The following is a 13,152-nucleotide window of genomic DNA, read 5'->3' on the forward strand; positions in this document are numbered from 1 at the left end:
GAACAAACTAACATCCACCCATAATAGGTGGCTCCTTCTCTCTATGCTAAAGGGAAATGACACGCGACCTGCCGATCCTGCCCAACCTCTATGAGCTCGGGAATCTCCTTGCTGCATCTCTCCTGCGCCATCGGACAACGAGGATGAAAACGACAACCTGACGGCGGATTGGCCGGAGATGGTACATCCCCTTGCAGGACGATTCGCTCTTGTCTACGATGCGGAGTGGGCTTCGGAATCGCCGACAACAATGCCGCCGTATACGGATGCAGTGGCTGTGCAAACAAGTCATCCGTTCGTGCAATCTCCACCATTTTCCCCAAGTACATCACGCCTACCCGATCAGAAATATGGCGTACCACATTCAGACCATGCGCGATAAATAGATAGGTCAGCCCCATCTCTTTTTGTAATTTCATCATCAGGTTCAAAACCTGTGACTGTACGGACACATCCAGCGCAGAAACAGCCTCATCTGCCACAATAAACCGTGGTGAGAGTGCGATTGACCGCGCAATACCGATCCGTTGCCGCTGTCCGCCGGAAAACTCATGCGGATACCGATTTCGTCTCGAAGGATCGAGTCCCACCAGACTCATCAGCTCGACTACTCGCTCATCCATTTCCTTTGCAGACGCCCGCAGATGAACCCGCAAAGGCTCTCCAATAATATCACTTACCAAAAATCGTGGATTCAACGAACCAAACGGGTCTTGAAAAATAATCTGCATATCCCGTCTCAGCTTCAAATTTTCTTGTCTATTCACCTGATGGATATTAGTTCCGTCAAACAGCACTTCTCCGCTTGTCGCCCTTTGCAAATTCAGCACGACACGCCCCAGTGTCGACTTCCCGCAGCCGGATTCCCCCACGAGCCCAAATGTCTCCCCTGCGCGAATTCCAAAAGATACATCATCTACGGCTTTTACATGACCGATGACACGGCTCAACAAGCCGGCCTTAATCGGAAAATACTTTTTGATATGGTTGGCTTCGATCAAATATTCCCGGTTCATTGGCGGTTCACCTCTGCTTTGCTTCCAGCGACTGAATTGGCACGCTGATTTATTCTGAAGTGGTTGCTGACATCTTCGTTCAACCAGCAAGCCACTTGTTGTCCCGTAACAACCTCGCGCAAAATGGGCTCCTCTTTTCTGCATTTGTCGATCGCATACGGACAACGCGGGTGAAAACGGCAGCCCGTCGGCAATTGAGTGATGCTCGGGATGGTGCCTTGGATGGTGTACAATTCTCCGCCGCGCTCTCCTTCAAATCCGGGAATAGACTGCAACAAGCCAATTGTGTAAGGATGCCGGGGCTCGTCAAATATCCGTTCGACCGTTCCCTCCTCCACAATCGTTCCTGCATACATCACCGCGATTCGATCCGCCATCTCTGCTGCTACCCCCATGTCATGGGTGATCAGCAAAATCGACATGCCCAATTCCTTTTGCAGCCGTCTGAGTAAATCCAAAATTTGCGCCTGAACCGTTACATCAAGAGCTGTTGTCGGCTCGTCTGCTATCAGCATTTCTGGGTTACAAGCCAGTGCCATCGCGATGACCACACGCTGGCACATTCCTCCAGACATTTCGTGCGGGTACTGTTTCACTCGTACTTCCGGCGCCGGGATCCCAACCAGACGAAGCATCTCGATTGCTTTTTTGAACGCATCCTGCTGGCTCATATTTTGATGCAGCATCAAGCTCTCCGCAATTTGGTCGCCTACCGTAAACACCGGATTGAGAGCCGACATCGGGTCTTGGAAGATCATCGCGATCTTGTTTCCGCGAACGTGCATCATTTCATCCAAGTCCTTTGCCGCCAGATCCTGACCGTGAAACATGACGTTCCCACTCTGAATAAATCCGCCCGCATAATCAATCAGTCGCATGACAGCAAGTGACGTCACACTCTTCCCGCTGCCGGATTCCCCTACCAAGCACACCGTCTGTCCTTTGCCAACGTTGATGCTCACTCGATCCGTGGCCTTGACCGTGCCGTCATCCGTAAAGAAGCAAGTGGTCAAATTTTTTATTTCGAGGATGTTGCGTTCCACTTGTTCAGCCTCCTTTTCGGGTTTTTCTTTTTCTTCCGTGGGTCGAATGCATCGCGGATGCCGTCTCCGACGAAGTTCACCGCTAGCACCACGAGTAAAATACAAAGACCAGGATAAAGTGCTTGCAAAGGATCGACCAGCATGAATTCCTGTGCCTTGCTCAACATTAATCCCCAGCTTGTTTCAGGTGGTTGAATCCCCAAGCCTAAATAGGAGAGACCTGACTCTGACAGAATGGCCGAACCAACCATGAGAGTCGCGTACACAATGATGGGAGCCATTGCATTGCGTATCAGGTGACGCGTAATAATGCCCCAGTGCGAAACACCGATCGCTCTCGCCGCTTCCACATACTGCATTTCCCGTAGCTGCAAAAACTGCCCGCGCACAAGACGTGCCACACTTGTCCAGCTCGTCAGCGACAAAATCAGGATCATGTAGACAAATTCCGCTCCGAAAAGCGCCAAAACCAGAATGTTAAAAAACAGACTCGGAATGGAGTTCATCACGTCCACGAGACGCATGAAGCAGGTATCAATCCAGCCGCCAAAGTAACCAGAAATCGCTCCAATCAGCGTCCCGATGACGACCGCAGCAAAAGCAACGCTGAAGCCGACCAGCATAGACACCCGGCTGCTATGAATGAGGCGGGACAAGATATCACGACCGAGCTCGTCTGTTCCGAGCACATGCCCTTCTGTTCCAGGAGGCAGGTTGGTAATCATAAAATCAACCTTTGCCGGATCATGCGGTGCAACCCAATCGGCACCCGCGGCGATCCCAACAAAAAACAGGAGCACGATCAAGCCACCAACGGCATACGGATTGCGCATAAATTTTTTGCCCGCGGTTTTCCATAGCCCAGGAGGCTTTTCCCCAACAGAATTTGTCGGAAGCTGTCCACCTGGTCGATTCGGTTCAACAACAGTGTCATCTTGAAGCTGCACTTGACTCATGCTGCCCTGCCTCCTTTACGTCCAAGCTGCACTCGTGGATCAACCAGTGCGTAGATTAAATCGGCTAGCAGGTTTCCGATAATCACCATTAGTGAAATCAGCAACGTAATCGACATCAACACAGAGTACTCACGCGCTACAGCCATTTCTACAAACAGACGGCCCATGCCTGGCCAGTTAAATACACTCTCTGTCAATGCTGCACCTGCTACCAGCGTCGGCAAATCCAAACCGATGATCGTCACGACAGGGATCAATGCGTTCCGCAGAGCATGGCGGAAAATCACGCGTCTTTCCTTCATCCCTTTGGCACGTGCCGTACGAATATAGTCTTGCTCCAAAACCTCCAGCATACTGGCGCGCGTATATTTGACATAGGCTGCGATGTTCACCAGTGTTAACACCGTAACAGGTAGAATCAAGTGCAAAATGAGGTCACTTATTTGTCCCTCTTTTCCCATCGTGTACATGTCAGATAATGGGAGCAGATTCAACTGCATCGCGAAATACTGTTGGAGCATTATCCCAAACCAGAAGGTCGGCATCGCGAATCCGAGATAGGCAACGATGGAGGCGATCTGGTCAGACAGACCGTATTGCTTTGTACTGTTGTAGATGCCCCAAGGGATGGCGATCAGCATGGAAAGCCCCCACGCTACAGACATGAGCACAAACGTATTCCAAACCGTCGGCCACAAAATATCACCAACAGGAACGTTATTTTTAAAGGTATGGCCCAAATCTCCTTGCAGCAAATTACCGACCCATTTCATGTATTGAATATAGACAGGCTGATCCAACCCCATATTTTTCATCTGAATAAGCTGTGCTTCAGGAGACATTCCCGGTGAGAGCATGACTTTTAGCGGTCCTCCGGGTGCTGCATGCATGAGTCCGAACGAAACTACTGTGATCAAAAATAAAACAAGCACGGCTTGTAGTACGCGGCGTACTAAATATTCAGTCAATCAGCATCCTCCTTTCGTTTGAAAGGGGAAGGGGCAATAAGGCTGCCCTTCCCCCCTTTTCCTATTGCTAACCGCTACAAGCCGAGCTTATTTTTTGGTATCGTCGATCCACCAGTTCAGGAAGCCAAAGGTCTCCCCATACGGAATCATGGATACTGGTTTAAATTCATCCTTATATTTGACACGAGAAGTCATGCCTCGTGGCGTTCCGTACTGATACATGAATACGTATGGCAGGTTCGTCGAGATTTCTTTTCCGACTTCTTTATAGATTGCAGCGCGTTCCTCTTGTTTGACCGTAGATACAGCCTTTTCCCAGAGCGCATCCAGCTTCGGATTGTCGTACCAGCCAGCGTTGTTGCCAGGCGGGAATGCCTTTTTCCCGAAAGTAGAAATACCATCCGGATCTGGATCAGACAATTGCCATCCGAGTAACAGAACCTGGAATTTACCAGGGTTGGCATACTGATCGACAAGAGCCGAGAAGTCTAATGCTTTTGGCTTCGCTTCAATTCCGATCTCCTTCAGGTTTTGCTGAATAACGACTGCTGCCTGTTCACGGCGACTGTTCCCCGAGTTGAAAATGAATTCAAAGGAGAAGCGATTGCCGTCTTTGGCAAGAATTCCATCTGCCCCGGCTACCCATCCGTCTTCTTTCAGCAATTGTTTTGCTTTCTCTGCACTATATTCGTAATGGACTGCTGCATCGCCCGGGTCTGCCCATGTACCTGGCAGGAACGGTGCATCCATAATTTTTCCGGTTCCTTTCAAGATATTGTCGATAATACCTTGACGATTGATTGCGTGGGCAATGGCCTGACGCGTTTTTTGACCTTCAAACAACCCGTAGTTGTTCGGGAAGTTCTTCTTGTCAAAGTTGAAGGCAAAATATTCATAGCTAGGACCTGGCTCCGTCGAAATGTTGATCGTTCCTTTCGCCTTCACCGCTTCGAGCTGCGTGACAGGAATGGAATCTACCAAGTCAACGTCGCCTTTCATCAGAGCCTGTACTTGTGTGTTTTGATCCGCATAGATTTTGTACACAACCTTTTGAATATGCGGCTTCTTTTCACCCCAGTAATTTGGGTTAGCATCTAGCACATGGAATTCCTTTTGTTTCCACTCGGACCATTTGTACGGTCCGGAAGTAGGTGTCTTGGCTGGATCTTTTCCGTAGGAATGTGCTTGCAAATCTTTAAACGGTACGTCTTTCAACACGTGGGCTGGTGCCAACTTTTGCATTAATCCAAAAGCAAACGGAGCGTACAATTGTTTCAATTTGATTTCTACGGTGTAATCATCCAGCTTTTTCATCTCTTTCACTTTGTCGTATTTCGTAATTTCTGGTGATCCAGTCTCAGGAGTTTTGATGGCATTAATGGTAAAAATCAAGTCGTCAGCCGTGATTGGCGTTCCATCGGACCATTTCGCATTATTCTTCATCTTGATTGTATAGGTGAGGCCATCCTCGCTTATTTTCGGCAATTCGGCTGCAAGGGACCAAGGGTAAACTGCTAAATCAAAAGACGGGTTCCGATTGTACAAATACGCCTGCGTGTACTCCATAACGTCGCCGGATGCCGTATCATTCCCGAAAATCGGATTGAGCGTGACGATGTCAGACGTCGTAGAATGCGTAAACGTTCCACCGTCTATTGGTTTCTCATCATCCGTACTGGTCGCCTGAGGAGCCACCTGCTCCACCGGTTTTTTTGTTGGTGCTGGTGTTGTAGTTCCTGGCGAAGCATTGTTCCCGCTTGAGCAACCGACCAACAGCGCGCCGGTTAAAGTGAGCAACGCCAACGGCTTTAACCAACCTCTCCCTTTTTTCAAATCATTTCCCCCTCTTCCACATGTTTTCAAGCCTTTTCCATAACGGGTAATACATCCCAAGGCCTGTCTTTTTAATATTAAATAATTTTCTGTTATTTGAAAATATTTTCCCTTTAAAACATTTGAAAAAATCAGATGATTTTATATTCTTTTATAAACCTTAATAATAAATCCCCCTTCAAATAAAGGGGGAGCGAACATATCTGCTCTACACCGTTTGGAACTGCAACAGTTCACGTACAATGACTAGCGCCTTGTCGATATCCGCTGTCTCAATACCAGAATGAGTCACCGCTCGAATTCTGCCGTGACCGAGCTCAGCTACGCGCAGCCCATGTGCTTGCGCTGCTTCTATGAAGGTCTGCCATGTATGGACTGGGTGTTCAATCCGGAAGAACACAATATTGGTCTCTATGTCTTCCACATGAATCACGATTCCTGGAATCTCTGCCAGACCACGTGCCAAGCGTAGGGCGTTAGCGTGATCGACTGCCAATCGATCCGTCATTTGCTGCAAGGCAACCAGGCCTGGCGCTGCAATAATCCCTGCCTGACGCATACCGCCACCCAGCATTTTGCGTAGACGATACACTTTCTGAATAAAGTCTTCTGTTCCGACGACAAGGGAACCAATCGGTGCTGACAACCCTTTCGACAGACATATTTGCACGGAATCCGCATAACGAGCAATTTCAGTCGCATCCACGTCAAGAGCAACTGCCGCATTGAACAAACGTGCACCGTCCATATGAACAGGCACCGACTTTTCGTTTGCAAATACGCGAACCTCTTCCAAATAAGACAGTGGCAGGACACGTCCCCCCATCCGGTTATGCGGGTTTTCCAGGCAGATCAGAGAAGGCAGTGCGAATTGTGGATCTTCTGGCTCCAACGGAAATACCCGCTCCATATCAGCGATGTCCAACCTTCCATCTGACTGCGTCGGAATCGGCTCGTACATAATGCCACCACACACAGCCGCGCCACCCGCTTCATAGATGTAAATGTCTGTCTCATTGCCTACAATGACTTTGGAACCGCGCGGACAATGCGCCAGTAAGGACGCCAGATTGGCCATCGTTCCACTCGGCATGAGAATGGCTGCCTCTTTGCCCAGCTTCCGCGCCGCTTCTTGCTCCAATTGGCGAACCGTAGGATCTTCCCCATACACATCGTCACCGAGTACCGCCTCTTGAATGGCATCCATCATCTGACTTGTTGGCAAAGTGAATGTATCGCTTCTCAATTCTATCAACGGTTTCATACCCCACTCTCCAATCGCTGACCTACTTGTACTCTCAGGCCATCTTTTACCTGCTGGATCAGCTCAGCCGTCTCGCTGTATTGTTTGCCTTCCACAATCACATAGCCGAGACGATGCGAGAAATTTTGCGGAGGCTGGACGTTTTGACCGATTTTTGCATGAATCGCTACCTCAGCAATCCCCGGCAGGTTGCAAACGGTATCCATTCCATGTATCCCACTAAAGGTTCCCTGACTCTCAGACACGAGAAAATGAATGCCTGCATAGCGTTGCTCTTCGATGGTTTGAGACAATTCTGGCGCAAGTCCAGCCGCACACCGAATCTGTTGTAAAAGCAGATCAATCCCCGTTGAACTGCGAACCAGCTCTGGAATCATTCCACCAGCAAGCCTTGCGTTTACTTCGATGACAACACAACCTGCTGATGTCCACTTCACTTCTGTATGGGCAGCACCGAACTGGTAGTTCACCGCCTCTAACGCCCTTTCCACCGTTCGCTCGATCTCCTGTTTCTCTTCTGCCGACAACGGTGCAGGGAAAATATGTCCTGCTTCCACGAAAAATGGGTATCCCGTTAACCGTTTCTGGGTAATGCCGATGACAAAGCATTGCCCTTGCCACGAGAACGTCTCCACGCTAAATTCAGGGCCCTCGACATACTGCTCGAGAAGCACTGTTCGAGCTGTTTCCTGACCGCGCGCATTGTACTTGATCGCAAGGATTTCTGCAGCCATATGCTCCACTTCATCCCAGCTAAAGCACAGCCGCACGTTATTCGACCCGCTATCATCAGCGGGCTTCACCACGCAGGGTAGAGAAATGGAAGAGCTCGCTTCCATCAATGCCTCCATAGAGTCTATTGCCACAAATTCAGGCTGAGACACTTGCTGACCCTGAAGCCTCTCGCGAAATATCGCTTTATTGCGGCAGGCCTCAATTGCCTCCAGCGAATTGCTTGTCCAACCGAATTTCCGGGCCAGCTTGGCAACCGATTCGAGGTAATAGTCGCTTGTCGACATGATTCCGGCTATCTCTCTGCCTTCCTTACTCACTTGTGCTACACTGTCAGTCAGCTCTGCCTGGGAATTCGTGTCTGTCACGACTATGTGACATTCCAACTCATTCAAACCGTGGTAACGTTCAGGCTTCTCTGTGAAAAATACGGGTGTAAACCCCAATTCGCGTGCCTTTTTCATAGCGAGCATACCTGTTCCCGTCGTATTCGCTTCAACGAACAGAAAGTGTTTGTTCATTCGGATACATCCCCATCAATTTAGAATAGGACCAGCTAGTCACGACTGTCCTTGGTTCCACACACTGCGGCGTGTCTCGCAAGTTCGTCTGCATTAGACCCTTGCTCTCCCGGTAAGATTGGCTATAGATCGTATCGACATAACGATCCCCTCGATCCGGAAATATAGCGACGATATTACACTCACTCCCGACCTGGCTCGCTAACCAGTTGGCTACGGCGTACACGGAGCCCGAGCTGTTGCCAGCAAAAATATGCTCATTACGGGCCAACTGCAACGTAGCCGCAAATGCCTCGGCATCGTTCAACCAATGCACTTCATCGATCATGGAAAAGTCTACATTCTCGGCGATCAAGCTGTTTCCCAAGCCACCTTGTAGACGCGTCGGCTGATCGGGCTGTCCGAATATCACACTCCCTGCTGCATCAACCGCCACGACGCGCAGCTCCTGATAATGACGCTTCAATTCTCTGGCAGTCCCGGACAAGGAGCCTCCGCTGCCGACTGCTCCAACAAGCACGTCAATTCGATCGAGGTCTTGCATCAGCTCGGATGCCAGCGCAGCATAGGCACGCGGATTTTCCGGATTATCGTATTGTCGAGGCCAGAACGCTCCTGGATACTCGCTCATTAATTCTTGGAGTCGCTCCAGTCTGGCGCTTTGCCACCCTTGTTTTCCCATCTGCGAAACGACGTGAACATGGCAGCCAAGCGAGGTCAACTTGGCATAGGTAATCGGGTCAATTCTCGGATCAGTCACGATGTGTACGTCATGCCCCAACTGACGCCCAACCAAGGCCAAGCCGCAAGCCAACGTTCCTGACGAGCTCTCGATAATCGGCATGCCCTCCTGAAGTTCTCCCGACTGTATCTCTGCCAGGATCGACTGCTTGGCTACACGATCCTTCATACCGAACGGATTCATTAATTCGAGCTTTGCAAATACGGAGCCCACTGCTCTTTCATCAAGTCTCAGCTTAACCAGAGGCGTATCCCCGATTGTATCTGCCATCTGTTCATACCGCATCTACGCTCACATCCTTCCCTTGCTTGCCAGAAAGAAGCCTCTTCATTACCCTCTCCCGCCTTTCTTCGATCGCCTGCAATTGCCCTTGTCGCTCTTGCCATTCCCGTTGCAGCTCCTCTGCATGCTCCCTCTGTGCTGTCAGCATCTGTTGTACTTCGTCCGGGTTCGTGGAGCCCGCAGATTTCTTCGCGTACAAGCCGCCCTGCACATCGAAGGAAGCAGCGAGGAGTGCAGCCGTATCTGGTATTTGAAAGCCTGCTTCCGCGCAAGCTTCATCGAGTAGCCGTGGATCTCCTGGCTCCGGCGATACACCGTGTTCCAGCGCGCGAACGATGTATCTGCCTGCGATTACCTGTGCTGTGCGATACGGAATCTCATGCTCCAGCGTCAGCAAATTCGCAAGAGTAAATCCTCCAAAGAAGTCCCGTTTACATATATGGAGCAAACGATCCTCTTTGAATTGCAAATGATCGATCACCGCCTTTAACAGGCGCAAGAGCGTTTTGGTTTGTTGAAACAACGTCAGAAGATGAGTGCCTGCCTCTTTAGACGTCTCTACCAAATTCGTGAAAGCTGTATTGCGCTGACCGAGCACCATATCCATATAAAATCCGGTTAGATGCGCACTCTTCCCCCGGATACGCTCCAGGATCGGGAAGTTTCTTTTCTGTGGCATGGCAGAAGAGATTCCGGATAGCTCATCCGGCAATTGGAGGAAGTTCATTTCGCTGCTGCCCCATTGAATCAAATCTGTTGTAAACCGGGAGATCAATACGGAGAAGGTCGACAGCTCTCCTGCCATTCTCAAGACCCACTCCCGAGACGCAACCGCCGACAACGCACTCATTCGAGGCTGTCGAAACCCTAGCAGCTTGGACAAACGTTGACGGTCCCACGGCAGTTCCACTCCTGCCATGGCCCCTGCCCCAAGCGGGCACTGATTTATTTCGTCATAGATTTGTATCCATCGATTCATAGCTTGCAAAAGTTCACTGTTCATGGAGGAAAGATAGAATCCGGGGGTAATTAATTGTGCGGATTGGTAGTGTGTATATCCCGGCATGGGAACCGAACGATATTGAACAGCCAGTGTATGCATCGATTGAATAAGCTGTCCCAATTCATCTATCGTCTCCAGCCATTGCGCACGACCAAACATCACTTGGGCGCACGCTTGAACATCATTGCGGCTGCGATCCATATGCCAGCACGGTACAGGTCTGGGGAGCAAACCTTCCATATAACGCTCGAGGGCAAAAGAGATATCAGACATGTTCCGTCCGGGGTCAGGAGCGATTGTTTGTGGTGTAGCGGTCTGAAGTTCCTGTGCGATAGCCAAAGCGTCTTGTCGTGTAATCAAGCCCATCCTGACATATTCCAACAGCATGGCGAATTCAATCTGAATATACCCAGGCAGCAAATGATCGACTTCATATTTAAACTGTGGCTCCAATACTTCATCATGCAAGAGGCGGCTTGGTGTCGAAGCTATACGGCCCGTTAATTTTACACTCATGCAAAAGTACACCTCGCTTCCGACTGAGTAACGATCCAATCAGGAGTTACCCTAAAGAGAGATACCTCCTGATTTTTGTTCCACATATTCGTAGCTTTGTTCTTTTTTCATTCTCAAGTGTGGATTTATCAGCATGAGAACCACAATGAGCAGTCCCGCTCCGCCAATGATTCCAAAGATCGTAAATATGGAAACAAGACCAGTAGTCAGACCTACCAGGAAGACCGAAACAGGCATAGCGCACAGAACCATTACACTAATCAAGCTCGATGCTCTTCCCAAGACTTCTTTGGGCACCATCAAGGTGATCAGCGTCCCCATTTTGATATTCACAAATGCGGAGCCTATTCCATTCACAAATACACAAATGACTTGCCAAACAAGCGGAATGCCAAACGCAAACATCCCGATTCCGATGCTGAACAGACTAATGCCGCAGCAAATGTAAATAATCGCATCATATCGATTCAAATAATTAATACAGAGGGACCCAAGCAAAATCCCGATAAAAAAGCTGATCTCGAGCATGGCCAATTCGGTAACATTGGAAACGATCAGTGGCAGCAAGATCGTTTCTGGAGCCGTCAAAAAGTTGAGGATGGTAAAATAAATCATGCAGTTTCGCAGAAAGTCATGCTTCGTAATCGCATGGATTCCATCCTTCAAATCCGTCATGATCATCTTGGCTGTAAACTCACTGACAGTAGAAATGACAAGCTCTTTCTCGTTAATCCATAAAATAATCAGTGCACCTAACAAATAGGTGACGACATTCAAAATAAAAGCATATTCCATTCCAAACGCGATCAACCCCGCTGCCAATGCCGGAGCCGCCAGACTGACAATCGTTTGAATCATCTGCGATAAGCTTTGGGCTTGCGTCATATGTTGTTCGGGAACCAGTGTCCGTATCGCTACCGTGAGTGCTGGCCGAAAGAAGGCACTGACTGTGGTCAGCAAAACGGCAATGATGATCAGTGCAGCAGGATGTAGCCGATTAAACAAAAACAACAGGACGATGCACAAAATGAGCGCTGCTCTCAATAAATGCGAAACGACCATGATCCTCTTTTTATTTCCTCGGTCAACAATAACGCCCGCAAACAATCCGAATATGATCAATGGAATGGTCTCCGCTGCCAATAAAATCGACATTAACAAAGGACTTTCCGTCAAAACCTTCATTAGCCAAATAAGCGCTAATCGATACACTCCATCTCCCATATTCGAGACAAATTGCGAAAAGATTAAGTAGCGATAACTTTTCAAGCTCAGCAACGCCCGAAAAGATACCTTTTCATTAACGCTTACTGGCTGTTCCATCTCGATCATCCACCCCAATACGAACGCTACGTGTGGTACACATGCACTTCTTTATTCAATTTACTTAACCATCTATACCCCAGTTCGAGCTTTTGATAGAAGTCAGGTTCTTCTTTCAACAATAAAATACCGAGGCTGGTCCCGCTGTGTGCCACAACCGTACCTAACCCTCCAATTTTTTCGTTGATCTCCATGACTTCCGGCAATAGCTTCTTAGGCAGAATTTTTTGATTCAAGATCGCACTTCTAGACGACACGGCACCTATCGTGTGAACATCCCTTTCTCTGATCGCTTTCGTAATTTTTTGCAACAACACGCTGTACTCCATCTTTTCTTCGTGGGTATAAGGCTTTGTTCGCTTATTAAACTCAACAGTATCGATGGTTCCTCCCTCATCAATACTTACAATGCATAATGCGGGGAGCTCCCCGATGTATTCTCGCAATCTGACTTCTTTGTGGTAGTAAGAAACGGAACCCTCATACATCACGCCATCCGTCGGCTCAATACTCGACAAAAACCACTCTAGTAAGGAAGGCTCAATGTTGATATGAAAACAATCCCCAACCGCTCGGGAGGCAGCCACCAAATCTGCTGATGAGCTTGCCAAGCCTTTTCCAACCGGAAGTTCGGAGTTGATCTCTAAAATTCCACCCGCTGGCAATCCATAGTGTTGAATGATTTTTTCGACCAACCTTTTTGATTTTTGCTTGGAGCTTGGCACGACGACGATCTCCTGTAAGCTTGGAATCGAATAAAAAGTAGCGTAGGATGTATTTTTGATAGGCAAAGTAACCAGAAAATCCAGATTATTTTCCTCAAGAATCCCCTGCAGAAGTTCTCCAAAAGTACCGACAGATACACCGATTCCTACGTCATTCGTATTAGGAAAACGACTAATGGAACTAGTCTTTATCATGCTCATAGTGGCCCCCCGTTTACACGAATATGA

11 protein-coding genes are annotated in these 13,152 nt (G+C 48.8%); all 11 read right to left on the reverse strand.

Annotated features, from left to right (window positions below):
• Nucleotides 1–41 precede the first annotated feature (41 nt).
• Entirely contained in the window at nucleotides 42–1,016 is a 975-nt protein-coding gene (locus ACUUHJ_RS27900; RefSeq protein WP_015893414.1) for an ABC transporter ATP-binding protein, read from the reverse strand.
• Entirely contained in the window at nucleotides 1,013–2,059 is a 1,047-nt protein-coding gene (locus tag ACUUHJ_RS27905) for an ABC transporter ATP-binding protein (RefSeq protein WP_472300586.1), read from the reverse strand. The genes ACUUHJ_RS27900 and ACUUHJ_RS27905 overlap by 4 nt, the downstream gene beginning before the upstream one ends.
• Entirely contained in the window at nucleotides 2,035–3,015 is a 981-nt protein-coding gene (locus ACUUHJ_RS27910; RefSeq protein ID WP_064202009.1) for an ABC transporter permease, read from the reverse strand. Before ACUUHJ_RS27910 ends, ACUUHJ_RS27905 begins: the two co-directional genes overlap by 25 nt.
• Nucleotides 3,012–3,983 carry an ABC transporter permease gene (locus tag ACUUHJ_RS27915; RefSeq protein WP_064202008.1) on the reverse strand — a complete coding sequence of 324 codons (972 nt, stop codon included), beginning with the start codon at nucleotides 3,981–3,983 and terminating at the stop codon, nucleotides 3,012–3,014. Before ACUUHJ_RS27915 ends, ACUUHJ_RS27910 begins: the two co-directional genes overlap by 4 nt.
• An 87-nt stretch (nucleotides 3,984–4,070) precedes the next feature.
• On the reverse strand, nucleotides 4,071–5,816 hold the full coding sequence (locus tag ACUUHJ_RS27920) for a peptide-binding protein (RefSeq protein WP_472300587.1): 1,746 nt from the start codon (nucleotides 5,814–5,816) through the stop codon (nucleotides 4,071–4,073).
• Nucleotides 5,817–6,024: 208 nt separating this feature from the next.
• A complete protein-coding gene (ltaE, locus tag ACUUHJ_RS27925; protein WP_472300588.1) occupies nucleotides 6,025–7,080 on the reverse strand; it encodes a low-specificity L-threonine aldolase in 1,056 nt (351 codons plus the stop codon).
• Nucleotides 7,077–8,333: an ATP-grasp domain-containing protein gene (locus ACUUHJ_RS27930; protein WP_472300590.1), complete on the reverse strand. Its 1,257-nt coding sequence runs from the start codon at nucleotides 8,331–8,333 to the stop codon at nucleotides 7,077–7,079. Before ACUUHJ_RS27930 ends, ltaE begins: the two co-directional genes overlap by 4 nt.
• A complete protein-coding gene (locus tag ACUUHJ_RS27935; protein ID WP_472300591.1) occupies nucleotides 8,308–9,360 on the reverse strand; it encodes a PLP-dependent cysteine synthase family protein in 1,053 nt (350 codons plus the stop codon). Before ACUUHJ_RS27935 ends, ACUUHJ_RS27930 begins: the two co-directional genes overlap by 26 nt.
• A complete protein-coding gene (locus tag ACUUHJ_RS27940; RefSeq protein WP_472300592.1) occupies nucleotides 9,350–10,876 on the reverse strand; it encodes a lyase family protein in 1,527 nt (508 codons plus the stop codon). Before ACUUHJ_RS27940 ends, ACUUHJ_RS27935 begins: the two co-directional genes overlap by 11 nt.
• Nucleotides 10,877–10,927: 51 nt before the next feature.
• Complete coding sequence (locus tag ACUUHJ_RS27945; protein ID WP_472300593.1) at nucleotides 10,928–12,199, reverse strand: MFS transporter; 1,272 nt, start codon at nucleotides 12,197–12,199, stop codon at nucleotides 10,928–10,930.
• A 26-nt stretch (nucleotides 12,200–12,225) separates the two neighbouring features.
• Nucleotides 12,226–13,125: a GHMP family kinase ATP-binding protein gene (locus ACUUHJ_RS27950; protein WP_472300594.1), complete on the reverse strand. Its 900-nt coding sequence runs from the start codon at nucleotides 13,123–13,125 to the stop codon at nucleotides 12,226–12,228.
• Between the last annotated feature and the right edge of the window lie 27 nt (nucleotides 13,126–13,152).

The sequence above is a fragment of the Brevibacillus schisleri genome (assembly GCF_055685845.1).

Excerpts from the sequence above, each read along its gene's own strand:
- ACUUHJ_RS27935 (WP_472300591.1), bottom strand. The coding sequence starts at position 9,360 with ATGCGGTATGAACAGATGGCAGATACAATCGGGGATACGCCTCTGGTT.
- ACUUHJ_RS27900 (WP_015893414.1), bottom strand. The coding sequence starts at position 1,016 with ATGAACCGGGAATATTTGATCGAAGCCAACCATATCAAAAAGTATTTT.
- ACUUHJ_RS27940 (WP_472300592.1), bottom strand. The coding sequence starts at position 10,876 with ATGAGTGTAAAATTAACGGGCCGTATAGCTTCGACACCAAGCCGCCTC.
- ACUUHJ_RS27910 (WP_064202009.1), bottom strand. The coding sequence starts at position 3,015 with ATGAGTCAAGTGCAGCTTCAAGATGACACTGTTGTTGAACCGAATCGA.
- ltaE (WP_472300588.1), bottom strand. The coding sequence starts at position 7,080 with ATGAAACCGTTGATAGAATTGAGAAGCGATACATTCACTTTGCCAACA.
- ACUUHJ_RS27930 (WP_472300590.1), bottom strand. The coding sequence starts at position 8,333 with ATGAACAAACACTTTCTGTTCGTTGAAGCGAATACGACGGGAACAGGT.
- ACUUHJ_RS27950 (WP_472300594.1), bottom strand. The coding sequence starts at position 13,125 with ATGAGCATGATAAAGACTAGTTCCATTAGTCGTTTTCCTAATACGAAT.
- ACUUHJ_RS27945 (WP_472300593.1), bottom strand. The coding sequence starts at position 12,199 with ATGGAACAGCCAGTAAGCGTTAATGAAAAGGTATCTTTTCGGGCGTTG.